Source organism: Psychrobacter sp. APC 3279 (assembly GCF_030407795.1).
In the GTDB taxonomy this organism is placed as follows: domain Bacteria; phylum Pseudomonadota; class Gammaproteobacteria; order Pseudomonadales; family Moraxellaceae; genus Psychrobacter.
Genome location: NZ_JASDCR010000010.1, coordinates 94,688 through 117,439, shown reverse-complemented (window position 1 = coordinate 117,439; position 22,752 = coordinate 94,688). Strand labels below are relative to the sequence as shown.

Sequence of the window (22,752 nt, the reverse complement as noted above, 5' to 3'; positions counted from 1 at the left end):
ATGACGACGCAGACAGAGCAGCAGAATGATTATATAACCCCTGTGCCTAATGCCACGCCCTTTGAGCGTCAGTGGCAGCAACTATGGCAAGATATTGAGCTGGCAGGCGGACGTTACCAATATGTTCAGCAGCAGCTAGTCAGTCAAGGCTTTATGGTCGAGCGTCAACCTGTCGACAATATGAGCCCAAAAGAACGGGATCGCTATAAAAAAGCCTTAAAAAAGGAAGCAGCTGAAGAAAAAAGTCTCAAAAAGGCTGCTTGGCAAGCATACAAAGCGCATCACATGGTTTATCTTGGCCGGAAAGTATATTGGACGGACGATACCAGTACCGATAAATGGGATATCAAAGACGCGGCCAATCGGCTGATTGAAAACAAACTGCCACTGCTGCGTAAACATAATGAGTTAGCAGAAGCAGTTAACCTTACCATCCCGCAGTTAAAAGGATTGTGCTATCAAAGAGAGGTTGCCACCAATCTGTCTTATTCGCATTTTACTATTGCCAAACGCAATGGCACAGCGCGTCAAATATGGTCGCCGATACCACGTTTGAAGTTTGTGCAACGCTGGATTTTGCACAATATTTTGAATAACTTAACGACACATGGTGCCGCCCATGGCTTTGTACGTGGCAAATCTATCGTGACTAACGCAGCAGTACATAGCAACAGCGAGCTCCTTATTAAGTTGGATGTCAAAGACTTTTTCCCTAGTGTCAGCTGGCGCCGCGTCAAAGGCGTATTCCGTCATGCAGGCTATCAAGAACAAATATCCACGCTACTGGCGCTATTGTGCACCGAAGCACCCAGACAAATCATCAAACAAGATGGCGTTACCTACTATGTGGCGTTGGGTGATAGAGCTTTGCCACAAGGCGCACCTACCAGTCCTGCATTAACAAACATCGTTTGCCTAAATCTTGATCGCCGCTTGACAGGATTGGCAGAAAAGTTGGGGCTACGTTATAGCCGTTACGCCGATGACTTGACCTTTAGTGTTCCCGCTATTGAAGACACCAAACCCAAATCGAAGGCTAAAACAACGATTAAAGCCACGACCAGCATCGCAAAGAAACAAGCCGATACGCAGCACAATAAGCTAATCGGGCAACTGCTCGGCTCAGTCCATAAGATATTACGCGAAGAAGGTTTTGCGTTGAATAATGATAAAACGCGCGTGATTCGTAAAGGCAATCAGCAACAAGTGACAGGCATGGTGGTCAATGGACAAGGCGTACCCAGGGTATCTCGTCAAATCAAAAAAATGTTGCGGGCGGCGGTACATAATTTAGAGGCAGGCGGCACATTACGCGCTGACGAGACTTTAAATACGCTGTCAGGATATGCCGCTTGGATCGCTTCGGCAGAGCCTGAACTGGGACACAGTTATCTGGCTAGAATCGAGCGTTTACAAGTGCAGCAAGAAACATCTGCATAGATATTTATTTATCCTTATAAAAAATGAGTATTAGAAAAATTCTATTTCTAATACTCATACTTATTTGAATGACGTGTACTAATATAAATATATTTCTATCACACCAATAAGAACGGTGCAGTACGGCTGTCTTTTGACTGAACAACGTCATATGGCGTACCTTGAGCGACGATTTCCCCGCCCGCTTCCCCTGCTCCTGGCCCAATATCAATGAGCCAATCGCTGTTGCTCGCCACTTGCATGTCATGTTCAACCATGATGACGGTATTGCCCGCATCGACAAGACCGTTTAACTGAGTCATGAGCATAGATACATCAGCAGGGTGCAGGCCTGTGGTTGGCTCATCCAATATATATAGCGTGTCGCCTCGTTGCACACGCTGCAGCTCAGTGGCAAGCTTAATACGCTGCGCTTCGCCACCTGATAATTCAGTGGCAGGCTGACCCAAACGTAAGTAACCAAGTCCAACTTGTAGTAACGCCTCTAATGCACGCAAAATAGGTACTTCATCAGCAAAAAACTCATGAGCTGCTTCCACTGTTAAGTTCAATACTTCGGCGATGTTTTTGTCTCGATAAGTGATTGCCAGCGTTTCCTCGTCATAGCGTTGCCCATGACATACTTGACAAGGCGCATAGACGCTTGGTAGAAACAACAGCTCAACACTGACAAACCCTAAACCTTCGCAATTTGGGCAGCGGCCTTTAGTCGTATTAAATGAGAACCTGCCAGCATCATAGCCTTGCGCTTTTGCTTGCTTGGTCGCTGCAAACAGCTTGCGCACATCGTCAAACAAGCCCGTATAGGTTGCCAAGTTAGATCGCGGTGTACGACCAATTGCTTTTTGATTGATATTAATAAGCCGACGGACGTGCTCCATGCCAGCGACGATCTCACCGCCAGTTACTGACTCAAGCTCCTGCTCAAGTAAATCTGCTTCACCAACAGGCGCTTCTGTAACTGTCTTCTGCCCCAACGCTTCACTGACAAGCTCTACCAATGCTTGGCTGACGAGACTTGATTTGCCTGAGCCTGAGACCCCTGTGACGCTGGCCATCACCCCAAGCGGAAACTCAACATCTAATCCTGTTATGTTATTTCGCTCAATGTTGGCAAGTTTGAGCCAGGCTGCCGGCTGCCTTGTGTTAGATTTTGACTGTGCGTTAGACGTAGCATTGGCAAATAGATATTGACCAGTATGCGACTGCGTAACTTTACGAAGTCCATCTACAGGGCCACTATAGACAATCTCGCCACCATGCGTGCCTGCCTTTGGCCCGACATCGACTACCCAGTCGGCATGTCTGATGACACTCACATCATGCTCAACGACAAACACCGAATTACCAGTGGCAATCAGCTCATCCAACGCACCTAGCAATGCTTGAGTATCAGCAGGATGCAGACCTGCCGATGGCTCATCAAGGACATATACCACGCCAAACAACTGCGAGCGAATCTGGGTTGCCAGCCGTAGTCGCTGTAGCTCACCAGGAGAGAGAGTCGGTGTGGTACGCTCAAGCGAGAGATAGCCTAACCCTAACCTTGTCAGCGCTTCAACACGAGAGAGAATATCACTGGCGATACGCTGGGCGACGATGGCTTTTTCGCGGTTTGGTGTGTTATCGCCTACCTTAGTACGAGCGGTTGCTTCTAATTTTTCCGCCATTTCAGTCAATGTTAACTGTGATAGCTCACCGATATCGAGTCCTGCAAACTTAACCGATAGCGATTCTTTCTTTAGTTTTTTACCATGACATTCAGGGCACTCAGATATCTGCATAAACTGCGAGACGCGTTTTTTAGTACGCGGGCTCTGAGTGGTAGCAAAAGAGTGCAAAATGAAGTTTTTGGCACTGGTAAAAGTACCCATATAGTTTGGCTTTTCGCCTTTTTCGATCGCATCGCGCGTTTGCTCAATGTTGTATTCAGGATAGACAGGCACTGTTGGCGTATCATCCGTAAACAAAATCCAATCACGCGTCTTTTTCGGCAATGTATGCCATGGTTTATCAATATCATAGCCCAATGTAGTCAATATACGGCTAAGATTTTGACCTTGCCACGCTGGTGGCCAAGCCGCAATTGCCCGCTCACGGATGGTCTTGGTATTGTCTGGCACCAGCAGCTCTTCAGTGACTTCAAATACGCGGCCAATACCTGAGCAAGTCGGACAAGCGCCATCTGGGGTGTTGGGGGAAAATGCATCGGCATATAGTATTCCTTGATCTGCTGGATACTCTCCTGCGCGTGAGTAGAGCATACGCAGGCCATTGGATATCGTCGTTACGCTACCCACGGACGAGCGCACTGATGGCGTACCCCGCTTCTGCTGCAAAGCGACTGCTGGTGGCAACCCTTCTATGGTATCGACATCTGGCTCATCGACCTGATCAATGAGTCGTCTTGCGTAAGGCGATACAGAATCAAGATAACGGCGTTGTGACTCGGCAAACAACGTACCAAATGCTAATGACGACTTTCCTGAGCCTGAGATACCGGTAAAGACCACCAAAGCATTGCGAGGCAAATCAACATCGACGTTCTTCAAATTGTGTACGCGCGCGCCTCTGACCTGAATATTTTCTTGGTCAGGGTTATATAGAGCATTTTTTACTGTGTTTGTTTTACTTGTTTTTTCTTCTAATTTTTTTGGGTTCGCCATAGCGTTATTGTTCCTATGAATCGTTGTTTATTCCTAATTAGCAGAAAGGTTAACACGTACTTATGCAAGGCTGTGGCTAGGCTTACGTATCAATAGCATAGATAGACAAAACGATAACTCAAGTCATCCAATCATTAATAATAAAAAACCCGCATCAAGGCGGGTTTTGTTTAGCAAGAAATGCTATTAAGTTGCTAAGAGGCTGGCAATTTAGGTATTAAGATACAACCAAGCGCATCAACTGCGTGCTGATATAACCACCAAATGTCCCTACTGCGTAACCTAAAATACCCAAAAACACTCCTACTGGTGCTAGCGATGGATGAAATGCCGTAGCGACAATCGGTGCTGACGATGCACCGCCAGTATTGGCATTAGAACCAACCGCCAAAAAGAAAAACGGTGCTCGAATGAGTCGAGCGACAGCAAAGATAATCACGACGTGAATACTCATCCATAACAGACCGATTAGTAATAGTCGCCACTGTGAGACGATACCTGCCAGATTGATTTGCATACCGATCGCGGCGATTAATACAAAGATAAATACCGTGCCGATTTTTGACGCGCCAACATGATCTAACCTACGTATCTTAGTAAACGAAAATATAACGCCTATTACCGTAATAATCACTACCATCCAAAAGAACGAGCTGGCAAAGCTATATTGAACGGCCCAACTATAAGGCGCAAAGAACTCTGCAATCTGGCCACCGGCAAAGTGTGCGACCCCGACCATGGCAAAGCATAAGCCAAACATCACCATTAGATCGTTAATAGTTGCTGGGCGGGCATGATCACGCTCATAGCTCTCGACTGCTTTGACCACTTTATCAATACTACTGGTATCAGCGCGCAAAAAACGGTCTATCTTGTCGCTATGTTTTGCCATTACTAAGATAGCTAGCAGCCACAGTGAGGCATTGGTCGTATCGACTAAAATCATCATACCAAACAAATCATCACTGACCCCAAACAGCTCTTTCATCGCTGCTTGGTTGGCCGCGCCGCCTATCCAGCTGCCCGCTACTGCCGAGAACCCACGCCATAACGTATCATCGGTAAACATCGCAGGCGATATCCACTTGGCGACTCCCAAACTGATTGGACCACTGATGACAATGGCAATACTTGCAGCAAAAAACATCGCGATCGCTTTCCAGCCTAAGCCCAATATTTTGGGCACATCCATAGATAGGGTCATCAACAACAAACTTGCTGGCAGCAAATAAGTCGCAGTAAAGCCATAAATCTGCGAACCAACGCCATCGGCAAAAACGCCTAAGCTATTTAAAGTGGCTGGTATAAAGCAGCAAAGTACAATACCAGGCAGTACAGCATAAAACCGACGCCAAAACTTACCTGGCAAGCCTTGGGTATAAAAAACCAGACCAATAATGGCCATGATGATGCCAAAGGCTAATGGCAAATTATCAATTGCTAAATTTGAGGTGGCTGGCATCAAGGCGCTCCAAGAGTTACAACGGGCAAAAGTAAATCAGTATAGACAAGGCAAAAAACTCCTGCAAGCAGCCATCAACTATTAGCTAGGATTTGCTGAGTAGTATTTGACAGGATGAGCAGCAAGGTAATGGCTAGACACGTAACGTCATACGCCCATTATTGAGCAATACAAAACAGGTAAACGCAAAAAAGCCAGATAACAAGTATCTGGCTTTTTTAGTGCTATCTTTAGACGATTAATGAATCAATGATTTTAATCGTCAAATATAGCTGTATTACGAGTTGTTACCACGGTTGCCGCCGTTTGGACGACCTTGGCCACGGCTGTCAGAACGACCAGCTGGACGGCCTTGGCTGCCGCTTGGACGACCGCGACCAGTTGCAGCACGCTCACCGCGTGGAACGCCATTGCTATCACCGCGGCTTGGGCCACCAGTGCGCTTGCCTTGATACGGCTTGCCACCTGAACGCTCATTTGGTTTGCCTGACGTGTCACGTGGCTTACCTTGATAACCGCTGTCGTTGCTAGCACGTTGACCAGTTGGAGCACTGTCGCTTGAACGACCACGACCTTGACCACCACCGCTAGATTTACCAGCATAGCCACCACCTGAACGACCACGGCCTTGACCGCCACCGCCGTTAGAACGACCACGACCACGGCCACGACCATTACCTTTGTTTTCGCTAGGTACGTAAGTTTTCTTAGGCTCCATACCTTCGATGATACATACTTCCATTTTGCGATCTAAATAACGGTTGATAGCGTTAAGCTGTGGACGATCATCCATGCTACATAGGCTAATAGCAACACCAGTACGACCAGCACGACCACAACGACCAATACGATGGACGTAATCTTCAGTCTGACGCGGCAAGTCATAGTTGATAACGTGCGAGATAGCTGGGATATCTAGACCACGAGCAGCAACGTCAGTCGCTACTAGGATTTTTACTTTACCATTACGCAAGTCTTGAACGATACGGTTACGCTTGCTCTGTGGCAAGTCACCATGTAGGAAGCTTGCTTTATGGCCTGCTTCTTGTAACTGTTTAGCCAGTTTTTCAGTGCTACGTTTGGTAGCAGCAAAGATAATGATTTGTTCCATATCTTGTTGGCAAACGATTTTGTCAAGTAAACGGTTTTTGTGATCAAAATCATCACAGTAGTACACTTTTTCTTCGATGTGTGCAGATTCTACTTTGATTGATACGCGCTCAGGGTTCTTAGTGAAACTGGCAGCGATTTTACCTACTGGGCCATCCCAAGTTGCTGAACACATGATCGTTTGACGATCGATTGGCGCTGCACGAAGGATGTCACTGATGTCATCAGCAAAACCCATGTCTAGCATACGGTCAGCTTCGTCAAGTACCAATACTTCTAGGTTTGACAAATCAACGCGACCTGCATTGATATGGTCAAGTAGACGACCAGGAGTTGCAACGATTACTTGAACGCCCTTTTTCAAAGCAGTGATCTGACCGTTGTATGGTGCGCCGCCAACTAGTGGTACACAAAATAGACCGCGCATATCTTTAGAATAAGTGCGAACGCTGTCATGTACTTGCTGAGCAAGTTCACGCGTTGGCGTTAGGATAAGTGCTTTGGTTAGTTTGTCAAAGCTAGTAGCACGGCTCAAACGGTCAAGTACAGGGATAACGAAAGCCGCTGTTTTACCACTACCCGTTTGCGCTGACAATAAAAGGTCACGACCAGCTAGAGCAAAAGGAATGGCTTGTTCTTGAATAGGGGTTGGATTGGTATAGCCACTGCGATCAAGGGCAGTAAGAATTGGCTTAGCAATGCCAAGATCAGTAAAAGTGATTTTGTTTTCTTCAGTGGCGTCAGTAGCAGCCGCTTGAGTATTGTTATCAGTATTTGGAATGTCAGTGCTTTCGATGATGCCGTTTTCAGCGGCGATTGCAGATAAGATGTCAGTCATAAGAATCCTTGGTAAGTATAAGTTGCTGTAAATTCAGCAAACTTGATGCATACCACTGATAACCGTTCACCACGCTGCTTTTATTAGCATTACCGAGCAATATAAAATTGTCGATAATTAGAAACCAAGCCAATAGAGCTTAGCGTCTTTATAATAAATGCGTTCGTGCTGTCTGACGTATTTTGGTGGTAGTGCCGAGTGTCTTATCCTTGCTTGATATACGCTCATTATCAATGCTTTGTCCAAAGCAGATAAAGGCAAACAGCAACCAATCTAGACCCTAGTTATAGGCCAGTAGATAAGATATGAGTCAAAAATAACGGATATTTTTAAAGGTTATTTAAGTACACAAAATCATCGGCAACAATTACTTATGGTCATCCTAGACCCAAAATCGCAGGCGATGTTATCAATCTCATAATTCACGAAAGCCTAAGCTAACGTGGCGACGCAGTATAGCACAATAAAAAAATATATGTACCTATTTCTTCAATTACTGAGTAAATAAGCACTAACAGTGTTGATAATAAACAAGTTTAGATGTTTTATTTAATGACTACAGCAAAATTTAATAACTAAAGAAAATGAGCTACTGGCTATTTATCTATCGTACTACTTTGACTTCTGTTACATAAGTAGGTAGCTGCCATGCCCCGCCCGCCTCAATTAAGCGGCAAAGTCCTGTGGTACTTTCATGGCTTTTTTCAAATGCACGGCCCGTCCATAGCCAATCGGTTTTGCTCATGCAATCACCGATGCCGCGACCTTTTTGTACAGAAGTAAGCTTACCTTTATCGTAGCCAGTAGCATTGGTCGTTACCAATGTTGGCTTATAAGGTTTACTGTCATTGATTACCCAAACCCCTGCTCCAGCGTTATAAGCGCCTGTCCAGCACTCATGCTGTGCCAACAGTTGCGAGCCATTTAGACGACTGATACGCCAAGGTGATTTGTCTGAAAGATTAGGACAAACGCTGTCTGCATCTTTCATTGTGCCTTTTACCAATGATGCCAACTGAGAGGACCTCATAACAAATTTTTTGTCATTACCATCATCAGCTTTGGCACTTGGCACGACAAACCGTAGTACCGGTGCGGCTTTGGGAGGCAATATACCGCCACTAGATTTAACAACATCATCATTTTTGATAAAAGCACTGGATGTACCAACGCGACCTTGGAACTCATCGGCTTTTAGCATAGCAGCACTGGCACCTTTGTCAGAGAGCTGCCAACGTGAATTGCGCAAGGCCAACGTAATCTTACTAGATTTAGTCAAAGCCTCTAATAATGCAGTTACCTGCGCTTGAGTAAGCTCAGCGTTACCTGCAGCGGCTGAAAATGGCTTCGTTTCGCCATAATCCTTGTCGTTAATAAACAACGAGATGCGATGACGATTACCGAGCTGCATTAGGGCTTTAGACGAGCTGTCCTTTGCCCCGCCAAGCTTTACTTTACCATCCACGCCAGCATTCGCACCTGCGCGGCGTACGAGCAATATAGAAACCGGGAACTCGCTGTTATTCTCTGCTTGATACCCTGCCAGCCGGCATGTACGCGTATTATCACAAGCGACTTGCCAGTCTTGACTGGTAAACTCAGTCGATGTGCTGGCCATACTGGTGGTACTAAATAAAGCTGTGCTAAGCGCTGCAAGTACAGGCAGTAATATTTTATTTTTTATCATATAGGTGGGTTGTTCTTTTATTTTTTTAGGTATGTTTTCTGAGTAATACTCTACAATGATGTTTTTGGGATTTTTATTAAACTGGGCACTATCTTTATAGCTATTGTCATCATACTTATTATCGTCATAGGTAATCCCTGACCTACTAACACCAGTTAAATCAACGCCTTTTAATAGCGACATATTGTTTATATAATTATTGTCTTTCATAATCATCACCTTTCAGTAGAAGAAGTATAAACACCTGTCTATTGTAATGGTGCTCGGCTATCTTAACGCACTAGTGTTTCTATCTGTTGTACTAATGTATCATTGTGTAAATACAAAAGGAAGACCTAGCATACGTTATATTCATTTTTATGAATATATAAAAAGGCTGATAAGCTATTTGCTTATCAGCCTTGCTGCTCTGTTTAAGGTTTATTTATGCTTAAACTGTACTGTTAGATCTAAGCTGTACTGAGTACTTAGTTTAGTCGATTGGTTTTAGCTCTAGCGCTACTGCACGTTTGACCGCAGGACGTTCGGCGATTTTCTTAGCCCAACGCTGCAAGTGTTTATAGTCTTCTACTTGTAAAAATTCTGCCGCGTCATAGAGCTTACCTAGTGCCAACTGACCATACCAAGACCAGACAATCATATCCGCAATGTTGTAATCAGATTCATCATTGCCGCACAGGTACTCATTATCTTTTAAATGCGTATCTAATACATCGAGCTGACGCTTGGTTTCCATCGTATAGCGGTTGATTGGGTACTCTAGAGGTTCAGGCGCATACGCATAAAAGTGTCCAAAGCCGCCACCTAAGAAAGGCGCGCTACCCATTTGCCACATAATCCAAGACAAACAATCTGCTCGCGCTTTGCCAGTAGCCAGTGGTAGGAACTTATCAAACTTTTCTGCTAGATACATTAAGATAGCACCCGACTCAAAGAGTGCTATCGGCCCCTCTGCTGTATCAGTAGAATGATCGACCAAGGCTGGAATCTTTGAATTAGGGTTTATCTCTACGAACCCTGAGCCAAACTGCTCACCTTTAGAAATATCGATTTTATAGGCATCATATGCTGCTCCGTCAATGCCAAGCTCTGCCAGCTCTTCTAATAGTATGTTTACCTTGACACCATTTGGCGTATTTAACGAGTACAGCTGTAACGGGGCATCACCAACGGGCAGCTCTTTATCATAGCGAGCTCCAGACGTTGGACTGTTAATACTAGCAAACTTGCCGCCGTTGTCTTTATCTTGCGTCCAAACTTTTGGTGGTACGTATTTATTATTATCTTGACTCATAATTTATCCTCGGTTTGTATTTATGACTGCCGCGAAGGTTTACTATAACGAGAACTCATAACGATATTAAAGTCCTCTCTTGTAATCAATGTTGTGTTTCTACTGCCAGAGTAAATACAGAGGAGCTATTAGCACGCATCGAATTTTTTGTCATATTTCGACTCTTTGCCTTTTTATTAGCTACCCTTCGCATCGTTGCTCTTATATTAGTTACTTTGAGTCACTTTTATTATGAGCCAGGCTTTCTTATACTACTCAGCTTGCATAGTGATCTGCTCGCAAATCCGCTATTTTCTTACTTCATAACGAGACGTTCAATGGGACTCACATGGTAACGCTCACCCCGACTCAAGAGAAATACCTACCTTACGTACTAGCGGTAGCGCTATTTATGCAAATTTTAGACGCTACTATTTTGAATACCTCGTTGCCACAAATGGCGCAAGCACTGGGTGAGTCGCCACTAAAGATGCAGTGGGCAGTCATTAGCTATGCATTGACCCTAGCGATCTTTATCCCTATCAGTGGTTTTTTAGCGGATAAATATGGCACACGCCGCGTATTTTTATCAGCGGTCATCATTTTTTGTGTTGGCTCATTACTGTGTGCGGCGTCGCAAACACTAGATTTTTTGGTTGCTTCACGCGTGGTACAGGGTATCGGCGGTGCCATGATGACGCCTGTCGCTCGTTTGATATTGGTCAAGTCTTATCCGCGCAATAAGCTACTCACTGTGATGAATTTCGCTGTGATACCAGCATTGGTTGCACCACTAGTCGGTCCGGTATTGGGCGGCTATATCGTGCAGTATGCCAGCTGGCATTGGATATTCTTGATCAATATACCGATGGGCGTGGCAGGTTTTATCATGGGCAAAAAACTGGTGCCAGCGCTATTTGAAGACACTAAGCGTCTTGACTGGACAGGGTTTGTATTGTTTGCCGCTGCTGCTTGCGGATTCACACTGGCTGTCGAGTTTGGTTCACAGACTGGTCGCGGGGTTTATGGGCTATTACTCGGGTTAGGCGCAAGTCTATTGATCGGTGCGTACATCTGGCATGCCAAACGGCGAGCAGCTCCCCTGTTTCCACTGAGCTTGTTTGATATTCGCACCTTTCGAATCGGTATTACAGGCAATTTGTTTACGCGGCTTGGTATCAGTGCAGTGCCATTTTTGCTGCCCTTATTACTACAGGTGGTATTTGAGTACTCACCTTCGCAGGCAGGTTGGCTACTTGCCCCAATTGCGGTGGGTGCTATAGGTATCAAACCTTGGGTTAGCAAGATTATTCAACGGTTTAGCTATCGTAAAGTACTGGTCTACAATACCTTGTTTATGGGTTCGCTTATCATTGTACTAGCGCAGTTTAACGATGCGTCGCAGTGGCTATGGTTTATACCTATCTTAACCATCATGGGTGCCTGCAACTCTATGCAGTTTAGTGCGATGAATACGATTACGATTGGCGATTTACAGGGCACACAGACTAGTAGCGGTAATAGCTTAATGGCGGTCAATCAGCAGTTGGCGATTAGCTTTGGTATTGCGTTCGGTGCTGCTGTATTGAATTTATTACGTGAGCGTCTACAGATGGATACGTTAGTGGCGTTCCAAACCACTTATTGGATATTGGGCATTTTGACCATTCTTTCGGGGCTGTATTTTTTACGTTTAAAACCTGAGGATGGCCGCGGTTTATACTAGAGCGTGTCTCCAATCAAGATAAGCTTTCTATTGAGTGAGACTTTACGTACAACACGTCTCTATTCTGTATACCCGAAATGTTAGAAATGTCTTATCTATAGACAGAAAAAAGCCAGTATGCGATTGGATTATCAATCTCATACTGGCTTTTTCTTATGACTGACATTAATAATTAATACTATTATGCGTCATCATCACTCATTTGCGATTGGATGTAGCGCTCTACACCAATACTCTCGATTAAGTCCTGCTGCGTCTCTAACCAATCTTCATACTCTTCATTGCCATCTTTTAGCGTGACTAATAGCTGGCGAGAGACATAGTCAGACTTTGTCTCACATAAGGTGACGGCGTCAGTAATAATATCGAACTTTTGTCTCTCAAGACGTAAGTTGCACTCGATAATTTCTGGTACATCTTCACCGACCAATACCTTGCCCAGTTCCTGCAAGTTTGGCAAACCGCCTAGCAATAAAATACGAGCGATTAGGTCGTCTGACCATTTCATCTCAGCAATAGATTGCTTATACAATGAGTCATTAAGCGCCTCTAGCCCCCAATGACGTGCAATACGAGCATGCAAAAAATACTGGTTGATGGCAATCAGTGACTGCCCAAGTACTTTGTTTAACGCGCGAATAACTTCTTTATCCCCTGTCATTACCTTTCTCCCTTAATCTCTATTATTTATGCTAAATACTGTGAATGCTATTCATACGTAGGATGATATCAGACAATATTAGGAGTAACTTCAGCCATTTGGCTTTGTAGGTAATTCGGTAGACCAATCATGTCGATGAGACGGAGCTGCTGCTCAAGCCAGTGCGCATGATCTTCTTCGGTGTCTTTCAACTGCTCAACCAGCATCTCACGCGTGACATAGTCATGCTCTGCTTCGCAAAGTGCGATACCTTCTTTTAGATGCTTTTGTACTTGGTACTCTAAATCTAGGTCAAACTGCAACATCTCAGGGACAGTCGCACCAATATGAATAGCGTCGACTGACATCTTTGGCGTGCCACTCAACATCAAGATACGGCGAATGATATTTTGTGCGTGTAGCGTTTCGTCTTCCATTTCATGATGGATACGGTCGTATAACTTGCCATAGTGCCACTCAGCGTACATCTCTGAATGAATAAAATATTGGTCACGAGCGGCAAGCTCACCACCTAGTAAGAAATTCAAATAATCAATGACTTTCTGGCTACCTATCATAACGCGTACTCCCCTATTTATTTTTACCGATCACCATACATCCACAATTTATCATATAAGGATAGCATAATTGGCGAACTGATCAGTAAAAATCAAAATCAATAAAATGGCTTCTAATGTCAAGTAAATATAGTAGCATACAGGCGCAGTATAGGGTGTAACGTTATGAACTAAGAATAAGATGCTAATTGAGAATCATAATTAGCTACAACTAGTATTGATATGTGTTATGTAACATGCTGGCGTTTGAGTGAGTTTATATGGACGCTTGCACCCGACCCTTTATGTATAATAAAGTTAGATGCAGAATATTGAATATATTTTCTCGTATTATATTACAAGGTATATGATTGATAATATTTAAACGGCGTATGCTAGATTATCGAGTTTTGCATGATGTTCGTCTAGGTAGTCATTGACCATCGGCTCACAGCAGCCACAGCACGTTGCCACGTCGAGCGTATCTTTTAGACCATCGAGCGTATCAACACCTGCAGCAATAGCTGCTTTGATTTGCTTTTCTTTTACGTTGTTACAGATACATACGTACATGGATTGGCTCCTCGGAATACCACTATTCGATAATGACGGCATACGACACTTATATAAAAACTTTTGTGGTAAGTGTCATTGATAAACGGATAATTTACTGTTTTCTAGCAATGAAAACTTAGTCGTTGAAATCACGTTTATCGCTTGCAGTATAATAACGATAATTATTATCATTTTCAATCACATTCGATATATTTATTCGTTGAGACGGTATCCTTGTATTACAGGCAGTTCATTTATGTAAGTGGATATAAGTGTGCGTGTAACCGAATATTGTCAAAGGTAGTAAATTAACGATGAACTGTAAATTTGCTTATTTTTTAATCGATTTTGTAGATAACTGCTGTTATATTGAACCCCTATTAACGAAGCCCATTGGAATTCACCTATGTCTGATAATAACTTTACGATACGACCTATCGATTTATTCAAAGTCCTATCTGATCCGACACGTCTAAAAATATTTCAAATTCTTTTCAAAAAAGAAGCACGTTGCGTGGGTGATTTGGTAGATATGCTTGACCAGCCACAACCAACGATATCACGCCACCTAAACCATTTGAAAAAATTGGGTATCTTGAGCTGTGTGCGTGACGGTACTTGGATGTGGTATGAGGTCGCTGATGATTTACCAGATTGGTGTCAAGATATCTTAGACATCACCTACGACCAAATCACTCCTAGAGGAACTAGTAGAGATGTATCGGATCTTGCGTAGATACGATTGTCCGCTTGTGTCCGCTTAGGTTTTTGGCTCTTTGACTACGCTTTATAAAAATCGTTTGAGACAATATATCTGCGGCAATGCGCCAAACCAAAAAGACCTACTTTCGTAGGTCTTTTTTTTGGCTTAAATATTGATAATTGGACCTACATTGCGCTAGATCAAATGCTTATACAAGATCTAAGAAATCGCTGATAAAGGCGTTGGCTGGCTGGTGTATCAGCTCCTCTGACGTGCCTACCTGCTCTACTCGGCCTTGATTCATCACGACGATCTCATCTGATACCGCACGTGCTTCTTCTTGATCATGCGTTACCATGATACTGGTGATACCAAGCTCGTGATGGATGTTTTTTAGCCATGTGCGCAGCTCTTTACGAACTTTGGCATCTAGTGCACCAAACGGCTCATCTAACAGCAGTAGCTTCGGTTTGACAGCAAGTGCACGTGCTAGCGCAATGCGTTGGCGCTGACCACCTGATAGCTGATGCGGATAAGCATTGGCAACTTGTGGTAGCTGTACGAGGTCTAAGAGCTCTGCCACACGCTTATTGATATCAGCTTTGCTCGGGCGTTCGTTTTTTGGCAACAAGGTCAATCCAAACGCCACATTGTCCGCGATGTTCTTATGGCGAAACAAGGCATAATGCTGAAACATAAAGCCAATATGGCGCTTTTGAACTGGGGTATTGGTCACATCCAGCTCATCGAACAATACCTGCCCAGAGTCAGCATACTCTAGACCTGCGATAATACGTAGCAAAGTGGTCTTACCGCAGCCTGACGGGCCTAGTAACGTCGTCAGTTTGCCAGTCGGCACAGTGATATTGATATTGTCTAAAGCGGTAAAATTGCCGAATTTTTTATTAACGTTGCGAATCTCAATGCTCATAATCGTATCTCTTATTATATCTTTTGTCGTATCGTGGCAAGTAGCTGAGTAGCGACTGCATCCGTAGTATTAACATCATTTATCAGATAATGGCAGTTATACCTTGCCAGTACTGTCCGCACTCGTCGATTCAGTGGCGACAGTGGCGTTAGCACTTACTGGCAGCTCAGGTGCACTGGCAAGCCGCTCAGACTTGGCAAATTTACGCTCTTGTATCTTAGTCATGACTTGCTGAATCAGTAGCGTCACTAAGGCTAATGCAGCCAATATGCTTGATAAGGCAAACGCAGCGGTAAAGTTATAATCGTTATAGGCAATCTCAACCAATAGCGGCATGGTGTTGGTCTCGCCGCGAATGTGACCGGAAACCACGCTGACCGCACCAAACTCACCCATCGCGCGGGCATTGGTCAAAATCAAACCGTACAACAGCGCCCATTTGATATTAGGCAATGTCACATGCCAAAACGTCTGCCAACCAGTCGCACCTAGTGTGAGCGCTGCTTGCTCTTCAGAGTCGCCTTGAGTCTGCATCAATGGGATCAGCTCACGTGCAACAAAAGGAAAGGTCACAAACAACGTCGCCAAAATGATACCAGGCACCGCATAGATCACTTGGAAACCCATGCTCTCAAGCCAACCGCCGATAGTAGAGTTCAGTCCAAACAGCAGTACAAACATCAAGCCTGCAACCACTGGTGATACCGAAAATGGTAAATCTAGCAAAGTAGTGACCAGCTGCTTACCTTTAAACTGGTAACGCGTGACAAGCCATGCAATCGCAATGCCCATTACCATATTAATCGGTAAGACAATTCCTGCCGTGATGAGCGTAAGCTTGATAGCTTGTAAAGCTTCAGGGTCTACTAATGAAGCAATATATAACTGCCAACCATTTTTAAAGGCTTCGTAAAACACAGCCAGTAATGGAATGACCAACATGACAATCATGAATAGCACAGCAATGGCAATAAAGGTACGGCGTATCCATGGGGTATCTTTGGTCGCAGCGTTGCTTTGGTAGTCATAGCTATTAGATATTTGCATATTAGCGAGCTCCTACACGGCGCGACAGTTTCCACTGCATGATATTAATAGTCAGCAAGATGACAAATGATATGAGTAGCATAAATAATGCCACCGCAGAAGCACCTTGAATATCAAATTGCTCAAGCTTACTGATGATAATGAGCGGCAAAATCTCAGACTGCATCGGAATATTGCCCGCGATAAAAATAACTGAACCATACTCACCAGTGGCACGGGCAAACATCATACCTGCACCCATTAGCAAAGCAGGTAACAACTCCGGCAAAATCACTTTACGAAAAGTTGTCAAACGATTGGCGCCCAATACTGCAGCGGCTTCTTCAAACTCTACTGACAGCTCAGCGAGTACTGGCTGCACCGCGCGGACAATAAAGGGAAAGCTAACCACAACCAGTGCTAGCCAAATACCTATTGGCGTAAAGGCGACCTGAATATCGAACTTGGCAAACCATTGACCGATCAAGCCATTAGGCGCATATAAAGTGGCAAGCGAGATACCTGTAACGGCAGTTGGTAGTGCAAATGGTAAATCAACCAAGGCATTAATCAGTGACTTTCCCCAAAACTCATAGCGCACAAGTACCCATGCGACCAATGTGCCAAATACCATATTAGTCAACATCGCCAAAAACGACATCCATAAGCTCAGCTTGATAGCGGCAGTGACTTGTGGCTGGGTAATGGTTTCCCAAAAGCCAGTCCAACCCATCTGCGTCGTGGTATAGGCCATCATGGCAAACGGTAGTACCACCAATAACGACAAGCTAAAGACAGTAATACCCATGCTCAGACCGAACCCGGGTAGCACATTGCGCTGACGCAAACGGGTCAGCCAACCTTTTTTATTGCCGGGCTTACTGGCAGAAGAAGATGTTGCACTCATAGTGATGTCCTATTGCCTAACTGATGGTACTTAGCGAGGGTGCTCACTGTAAGACCATTATTACCATTGTTATCAAAATTATTATTGGTCGGCTTATGATATAAAGGACATAGTGCGTACGACCATGTCCTTTATGGGGTGCTTCATGACTGACTGTACGAATAATTGAGTTAATCCGTTTCAGTGTTTAGCGCAGTAGCTACTCTAAGTACTTAGCAAGTGATTACTGAGGCGCGTTAATTGCCAATTGATCAAATACACCGCCATCACTGAAGTAAGTGCTCATGATCTCATCCCATGTGCCAAATGCATCGTTCGGGCGGAAAGTCTCAACTGGCGGTAATTTGTCACCGTTTTTGTCAAGAACGCTCTTAACACTAGGACGTAGATATAGATTGGCCGCTAGCTGCTGAGCAGGCTCACTCCATAAGTAATCAAGATACGCTTTGGCAGCGTCTGTAGTGCCTTTTTTATCTGTTACCGTCTTCACAACTGCCACAGGGCTTTCTGACTTAATCGAGTATTTTGGATAAACGATGTCTACTTGACCTGCGCCAAAATCAGTTGCTGCAAGGTTGGCTTCGTTTTCAAAAGTAACCAACACATCACCGATACCGCGCTGTACGAAAGTTGTCGTTGCTGCACGTCCGCCGTTTTCATAGACTTTGACATTTTTTAGCATGTCTTTGACGTAGCCTTTAGCTTTCGTTTCATCTTTATTAAAAGCATGTAGACCATAACCGTATGCACCTAAGAACGCATAACGACCGTTACCTGTGACCTTTGGATTGGCCATGACAATCTCAACACCATCTTTGGTCAAATCTTCCCAGTCTTTGATGTTTTTTGGATTGTCTTTACGCACCAAGAATACAATCGTACTGGTAAAAGGAACCGCGTTGTCTGGGAATTTGCTTTCCCAATCTGACTCAACCAAGCCTTTCTTCTCAAGCAGCTCAATATCAGACCCTTGGTTCATGGTGGCAACATCCGCTTGCAGACCATTGGCCACAGACAATGCTTGCTTACTTGAGCCGCCATGTGACTGTTTGATTAGGATATTGCTGTCTGGGTTCTCAGCCTTGTAATGCTCGACAAACAACGGGTTGTAATCTTTATAGAAGTCACGTGCCACATCATATGAGACATTAAGTAGCTCGATATTTTGCCCTTCTGTCGTCGCTGAACCATCGGCTGTGGCCTCAGTAGTCTCACTGTTGCTACAGCCAGCTAGACCAAGGGTCAATGCAACGCCAGCAATACTCAAGGCACTAAGAGTTTTACTTTTCTGTTGATAACGAGCTACGTCTGTCATAAATACCTCAAAGATGTCTGTTGTGTAATGCAAGTATGCTAACAGCGCCATCTTATTATGTTTAATGATGAATATGCGTATGTTATTGCCAAAAGGGAATAACCAGTAAACAAAGCTAGACATATCAATAAGTTGTTAAAAGAATCTATATGTATAACCGACTGTTTGTTTATTGATGGTTTTAATACTGGCATGCGCCCTATCTATCTTGTCCGCGTTTCATTGAAAGCAGCTAAGATAGATAGCTATATAAACTGAGAATTAACGACTACTTCGTGGTTGCCAGCTGATCAAAACGGCCGCCATCTACAAAGAAAGCATCCATAATCTCTGCCCATGAGCCAAATACAGCCACAGGTTCAAACGTCTCAATATCAGGCAAAGTATCTTTGTGAGCAGCTAAAATTTGCTCATCACTTGGACGCATGTACATTTTTGCCATGAGCTCTTGGGCAGGTTTGTCCCACAAGCCTTTTAGATAAGCACTAGCTGCTTCCGTCTTACCAGATTTTTCAGTCACTGCCGTTACGACCGCTACTGGGTTGGCAATCGTAATCGAATAGCTCGGATATACGATATCAACGTTACCCTTTGCAAATTGCTGTGCAGCCAAATGTGCTTCGTTTTCGGTCGTGATCAATACATCACCTAGACCACGCTGGGTAAAGCTGGTAGTCGCAGCGCGCGCGCCATTGTCATAAGTGACGACATTGGCCAGCAGCTTTTTAATAAAGTCATTGGTTTTTACAGGGTTTTCATTATTGCTTTCTTTGAATTGGTGCAAGCCGTAGCCATAAGCACCCAAGAAAGCATAACGCGCTGTACCACTGGTTTTCGGGTTTGGGATGACCACATCGATATCATTACGGGCCAAATCTGACCAGTCTTTGATATTTTTTGGATTACCAGCGCGAACCAGTAGCACCATGGTGCTGGTGTACGGCACGGCATTATTTGGTAGTGCTTGCTGCCAGTCAGCAGCGACCAAGCCTTTTTCCACCAATAGATTCATATCGCTCTCTTGGTTAAAAGTCACTACATCCGCTTGCAAACCGTTGGCGACAGAAAGCGCTTGCTTACTAGAGCCGCCATGTGACTGATTGATATTTACTTTGCTATTTGGATGAGTCTTCTGATAGTCGGTACTGAATAAAGTGTTGTAGTCTTTATAAAAGTCGCGAGACACATCATAGGAAACGTTGAGTAGATTGACATCTTTTGTCTCGCCACTGGCACTATTTGCCGCGTCATCTTGCGTCGCTTCGGTTGGACTGCAGCCTGTCATTATCATCGCTGCTGCGAGCATGCCGCTGGTGGCAAGTACACGCGCTTTTACAGGCTTATCATTAGTTGATTGAATGCTAGCAATGCTGATTTGTTGGAATTTTTTTTGCATGATGCTCTCGATAAAAGTATTAGAAGCGTTTTGTCAAAATCTTGACCATCATCACAGAGCCTACAATCTTTTGAGTTCGGTTGTCGGGATGATGCAAGCTATGCTAGCAGCAGAAATAGCAAACGCTTAGTGACGAATTAGCTTATCGACTAGTGAAGTTGGCATAAGTGATAGGAGCAATCGTTTTGCATCATTTTGCATCGTTAAGAATAAAATGGGTTGAGTAGTTGCTGGCAGGTTTATTAAGTAGACTATGATTTGGGTAGGCTGTACCATTATTTGTACGTCATGAAGTTTGCTGTATTAATGATACTTTCATTATCTCGATACTATGCAAACCTTACCCTCCTACTTGACCAAAGGCCTTTATATGACTCTTTTATACCGTCAATTTTATTCTATTGTAGGGCTAATAATAATGACCTATACCCTAGCTGCTTTAACAGGCTGTAATAGCGTGTCGCCCACTGTGCATAGCGATAGCCACAGCACGGTTAAATCAATTGCCAGTACAACATCTACTTTGCCAGCTATTGAAAGTAATATCTTGGGTACCAATGTCTCAGCAGACAGATTTTCAACAGATAAAGTTTCAACAGACAAGGTTTCAGCGGATTACGCTACTGCCGACTACGACAAACGAGCACAAGGCTATGATTGGGTTGGCGTGATGGTACGAGCAGATGGTGATCGACAGATTGACATTAAAGTTCGCTCACGCAGCGATATCAAAAAACCTACTTGTCACTTCGATGGTAAGGCGACATTAATGGGACAAGATACTGCTCATGGCACGATTTTTCAGGCAAAGGTAAATGGCAGTACTGCCTTTTTTCAATTTAAGGACGATACCCTCATCATCGACAGCTCAGACAAGTATGCATTGAACTATTTTTGCTCAGGTGGAGGCTCGCTTGCTGGAGAGTATAAAAAGCTGGCAGTAGGTTTGGAGATTTAATAGTCATCGCTAGCATGTGTTAGGACGTGTTTTTCATTTCAAAAGTAGTGATAAAAACAAAAAGGTGCCAGACTATAAGTCTGACACCTTTTTTATGATTGGCTTAGTATAATTTTTTTATACTGATGATCAGTTTTTATACGGCAGAGGCACCTGTTAATTTAACTTCAGCACGCTCTTCTTTTGCAATGCCGGCATAGTAGTCACGCAAAATCTGTAGTACTTCTGGACGGCTAAAGTTATCTGGTACCTCTTCGTCTTCTGATAATGCTTTACGCAGCTTGGTACCTGACACTTTAACGTGCTCAGAGGCGTCATGCGGGCAAGTCTTGTCAGAGGCCATAGCATTACAAGCATTACACCAGAACGTCCAGCCAATTTTGAGCGGTTGGGTGATAAGGTCGTCTTTACCAACATGTTCAAAAATCGTTTGCGCATCAAACGCACCGTAGTAATCGCCGACACCCGCATGATCACGACCAACAATCAGATGGCTACATCCGTAGTTTTGACGGAATAGCGCATGTAGTAACGCTTCACGTGGGCCAGCATAACGCATATCTAACGGATAACCTGCTTGGATAACAGTATCTTGTCTAAAGTAGTTATCAATTAATGTTTTAATGGCTTCTTGGCGGACTTCTGCTGGGATATCGCCAGGTTTCAATGCGCCTAATAATGAATGAATCAGCACACCATCACAGATCTCAATTGCAATCTTAGCCAGATATTCATGTGAGCGGTGCATTGGATTACGCGTCTGGAATGCAGCCACTGTTTTCCAGCCTTTAGCATCCAAAATTGCGCGCGTTTCTGCTGGCGTTTTGTAGATTTCTGGATATAACGTTGGGAACTCACCTTCGCTCAACACTTCGACACTACCGGCAATATTGACGGCTTCTTGGTTCAATACTTGCTGTACGCCTGGATGCTCTGAATCCGTAGTCGTGAATACTTGCTGGCACTCGTGCTCTTTATCGATAGTGTAGGTTTCTTCTACCGTCAAGATACCCATGACTTCGCCATCTTGAGCGACCAAGGCTACTTTGTCACCTTGACTCAAATTATCCGCAGTCTCTTTTGGCGCAGACAAAGTGATAGGAATTGGCCAAAACAAGCCTGCGTTTTCGCCGCTTTGCAAGCGCATGTTGTCTACTACACCCTGCCAGTCCGCTTGATTCATAAAACCATTTAACGGAGTGAAACCGCCGATACCGAACATGATTAAATCGCCACGCTCACGTGAGCTTAAGGTGATGGTTGGCAATGTGCTGGCAAGTTCTAATGCTTGATCGCGTGCTGCACCATTTAGTAATAGTGGCTTAAGCTCTGCACTACCGTGTGGAGGAACCAGCTTTGATTTGAATTGGGATTGGGTTTGGCTTTGAGTCTGAGACATATAGTTATTAAAACCTCTTATAAAAAGAATGGTTGGAAGAGATGAGCAAAAATGCAACAGCAATTAAATGTACAAAACTGAGAAGAAAGCCGTCGCTAGATAATAAATAGCGTGCTAACGATTGGGCATTGAATTTGTTACGCATAGGCTACCTAACTTTCGT

At 44.2% G+C, this 22,752-nt stretch carries 18 protein-coding genes; 4 read left to right on the top strand and 14 right to left on the bottom strand.

Annotation, left to right across the window (positions count from 1 at the left end; all coding sequences use genetic code 11):
* Complete coding sequence (locus tag QL898_RS07110; RefSeq protein ID WP_290176298.1) at positions 1–1,440, top strand: reverse transcriptase family protein; 1,440 nt, start codon at positions 1–3, stop codon at positions 1,438–1,440.
* Positions 1,441–1,538: 98 nt separating this feature from the next.
* Here the strand turns inward: QL898_RS07110 and uvrA are convergent, their stop codons facing one another.
* From uvrA to yghU, 5 genes are all read right to left on the bottom strand, one after another.
* The gene (gene uvrA, locus QL898_RS07105) at positions 1,539–4,106 is read right to left on the bottom strand and encodes an excinuclease ABC subunit UvrA (protein ID WP_290176297.1); all 2,568 of its coding nucleotides are present in this window, start codon (positions 4,104–4,106) and stop codon (positions 1,539–1,541) included.
* Positions 4,107–4,323: 217 nt separating this feature from the next.
* Positions 4,324–5,568, bottom strand: coding sequence for a DUF819 family protein (locus QL898_RS07100; RefSeq protein ID WP_160021724.1), 1,245 nt, complete (start codon positions 5,566–5,568; stop codon positions 4,324–4,326).
* A gap of 277 nt (positions 5,569–5,845) precedes the next feature.
* Positions 5,846–7,516, bottom strand: a complete 1,671-nt coding sequence (locus QL898_RS07095; RefSeq protein WP_290176296.1) for a DEAD/DEAH box helicase — start codon at positions 7,514–7,516, stop codon at positions 5,846–5,848.
* Between the two features lie 604 nt (positions 7,517–8,120).
* Positions 8,121–9,413: a DUF1176 domain-containing protein gene (locus QL898_RS07090; protein WP_290176295.1), complete on the bottom strand. Its 1,293-nt coding sequence runs from the start codon at positions 9,411–9,413 to the stop codon at positions 8,121–8,123.
* Between the two features lie 262 nt (positions 9,414–9,675).
* Positions 9,676–10,497, bottom strand: coding sequence for a glutathione-dependent disulfide-bond oxidoreductase (gene yghU / locus QL898_RS07085; RefSeq protein WP_160021722.1), 822 nt, complete (start codon positions 10,495–10,497; stop codon positions 9,676–9,678).
* A gap of 328 nt (positions 10,498–10,825) precedes the next feature.
* On the opposite strand from yghU, the gene QL898_RS07080 reads away from it, so the two are divergent.
* Entirely contained in the window at positions 10,826–12,202 is a 1,377-nt protein-coding gene (locus QL898_RS07080; RefSeq protein WP_102090732.1) for a DHA2 family efflux MFS transporter permease subunit, read from the top strand.
* A 181-nt stretch (positions 12,203–12,383) separates the two neighbouring features.
* On the opposite strand, the gene bfr (QL898_RS07075) is transcribed toward QL898_RS07080, so the two are convergent.
* From bfr (QL898_RS07075) to QL898_RS07065, 3 genes are all read right to left on the bottom strand, one after another.
* Positions 12,384–12,863, bottom strand: coding sequence for a bacterioferritin (gene bfr, locus QL898_RS07075; RefSeq protein ID WP_057760255.1), 480 nt, complete (start codon positions 12,861–12,863; stop codon positions 12,384–12,386).
* A gap of 68 nt (positions 12,864–12,931) precedes the next feature.
* Positions 12,932–13,420, bottom strand: a complete 489-nt coding sequence (gene bfr / locus QL898_RS07070) for a bacterioferritin (protein ID WP_057760257.1) — start codon at positions 13,418–13,420, stop codon at positions 12,932–12,934.
* Positions 13,421–13,780: 360 nt separating this feature from the next.
* Entirely contained in the window at positions 13,781–13,972 is a 192-nt protein-coding gene (locus QL898_RS07065; protein WP_101205900.1) for a (2Fe-2S)-binding protein, read from the bottom strand.
* A gap of 388 nt (positions 13,973–14,360) precedes the next feature.
* Between QL898_RS07065 and QL898_RS07060 the strand changes: the two genes are divergently transcribed.
* The gene (locus tag QL898_RS07060) at positions 14,361–14,690 is read left to right on the top strand and encodes a metalloregulator ArsR/SmtB family transcription factor (RefSeq protein WP_290176294.1); all 330 of its coding nucleotides are present in this window, start codon (positions 14,361–14,363) and stop codon (positions 14,688–14,690) included.
* A gap of 175 nt (positions 14,691–14,865) precedes the next feature.
* On the opposite strand, the gene cysA is transcribed toward QL898_RS07060, so the two are convergent.
* From cysA to QL898_RS07035, 5 genes are all read right to left on the bottom strand, one after another.
* A complete protein-coding gene (cysA, locus tag QL898_RS07055) occupies positions 14,866–15,588 on the bottom strand; it encodes a sulfate ABC transporter ATP-binding protein (protein WP_082624600.1) in 723 nt (240 codons plus the stop codon).
* Positions 15,589–15,684: 96 nt separating this feature from the next.
* Positions 15,685–16,635: a sulfate ABC transporter permease subunit CysW gene (gene cysW / locus QL898_RS07050; RefSeq protein ID WP_160021719.1), complete on the bottom strand. Its 951-nt coding sequence runs from the start codon at positions 16,633–16,635 to the stop codon at positions 15,685–15,687.
* A 1-nt stretch (position 16,636) separates the two neighbouring features.
* Positions 16,637–17,521, bottom strand: coding sequence for a sulfate ABC transporter permease subunit CysT (gene cysT, locus QL898_RS07045; protein ID WP_057760265.1), 885 nt, complete (start codon positions 17,519–17,521; stop codon positions 16,637–16,639).
* A gap of 223 nt (positions 17,522–17,744) precedes the next feature.
* The gene (locus tag QL898_RS07040) at positions 17,745–18,836 is read right to left on the bottom strand and encodes a sulfate ABC transporter substrate-binding protein (RefSeq protein WP_160021718.1); all 1,092 of its coding nucleotides are present in this window, start codon (positions 18,834–18,836) and stop codon (positions 17,745–17,747) included.
* Positions 18,837–19,104: 268 nt separating this feature from the next.
* Entirely contained in the window at positions 19,105–20,232 is a 1,128-nt protein-coding gene (locus QL898_RS07035; protein ID WP_290176293.1) for a sulfate ABC transporter substrate-binding protein, read from the bottom strand.
* A gap of 418 nt (positions 20,233–20,650) precedes the next feature.
* On the opposite strand from QL898_RS07035, the gene QL898_RS07030 reads away from it, so the two are divergent.
* Positions 20,651–21,190, top strand: a complete 540-nt coding sequence (locus QL898_RS07030; RefSeq protein WP_290176292.1) for a hypothetical protein — start codon at positions 20,651–20,653, stop codon at positions 21,188–21,190.
* Between the two features lie 136 nt (positions 21,191–21,326).
* Here the strand turns inward: QL898_RS07030 and sat are convergent, their stop codons facing one another.
* Positions 21,327–22,589, bottom strand: a complete 1,263-nt coding sequence (sat, locus tag QL898_RS07025; protein ID WP_160021715.1) for a sulfate adenylyltransferase — start codon at positions 22,587–22,589, stop codon at positions 21,327–21,329.
* Positions 22,590–22,752: the final 163 nt, after the last annotated feature.

Bases quoted from the DNA above. Each gene is read 5' to 3' on its own strand.
- QL898_RS07090 (WP_290176295.1), bottom strand. From the start codon at position 9,413: ATGAAAGACAATAATTATATAAACAATATGTCGCTATTAAAAGGCGTT.
- bfr (WP_057760255.1), bottom strand. From the start codon at position 12,863: ATGACAGGGGATAAAGAAGTTATTCGCGCGTTAAACAAAGTACTTGGG.
- QL898_RS07110 (WP_290176298.1), top strand. From the start codon at position 1: ATGACGACGCAGACAGAGCAGCAGAATGATTATATAACCCCTGTGCCT.
- QL898_RS07030 (WP_290176292.1), top strand. From the start codon at position 20,651: ATGACCTATACCCTAGCTGCTTTAACAGGCTGTAATAGCGTGTCGCCC.
- cysW (WP_160021719.1), bottom strand. From the start codon at position 16,635: ATGCAAATATCTAATAGCTATGACTACCAAAGCAACGCTGCGACCAAA.
- QL898_RS07100 (WP_160021724.1), bottom strand. From the start codon at position 5,568: ATGCCAGCCACCTCAAATTTAGCAATTGATAATTTGCCATTAGCCTTT.
- QL898_RS07065 (WP_101205900.1), bottom strand. From the start codon at position 13,972: ATGTACGTATGTATCTGTAACAACGTAAAAGAAAAGCAAATCAAAGCA.
- QL898_RS07040 (WP_160021718.1), bottom strand. From the start codon at position 18,836: ATGACAGACGTAGCTCGTTATCAACAGAAAAGTAAAACTCTTAGTGCC.
- cysA (WP_082624600.1), bottom strand. From the start codon at position 15,588: ATGAGCATTGAGATTCGCAACGTTAATAAAAAATTCGGCAATTTTACC.
- cysT (WP_057760265.1), bottom strand. From the start codon at position 17,521: ATGAGTGCAACATCTTCTTCTGCCAGTAAGCCCGGCAATAAAAAAGGT.
- QL898_RS07080 (WP_102090732.1), top strand. From the start codon at position 10,826: ATGGTAACGCTCACCCCGACTCAAGAGAAATACCTACCTTACGTACTA.
- QL898_RS07035 (WP_290176293.1), bottom strand. From the start codon at position 20,232: ATGCAAAAAAAATTCCAACAAATCAGCATTGCTAGCATTCAATCAACT.
- sat (WP_160021715.1), bottom strand. From the start codon at position 22,589: ATGTCTCAGACTCAAAGCCAAACCCAATCCCAATTCAAATCAAAGCTG.
- QL898_RS07095 (WP_290176296.1), bottom strand. From the start codon at position 7,516: ATGACTGACATCTTATCTGCAATCGCCGCTGAAAACGGCATCATCGAA.
- yghU (WP_160021722.1), bottom strand. From the start codon at position 10,497: ATGAGTCAAGATAATAATAAATACGTACCACCAAAAGTTTGGACGCAA.
- uvrA (WP_290176297.1), bottom strand. From the start codon at position 4,106: ATGGCGAACCCAAAAAAATTAGAAGAAAAAACAAGTAAAACAAACACA.
- bfr (WP_057760257.1), bottom strand. From the start codon at position 13,420: ATGATAGGTAGCCAGAAAGTCATTGATTATTTGAATTTCTTACTAGGT.
- QL898_RS07060 (WP_290176294.1), top strand. From the start codon at position 14,361: ATGTCTGATAATAACTTTACGATACGACCTATCGATTTATTCAAAGTC.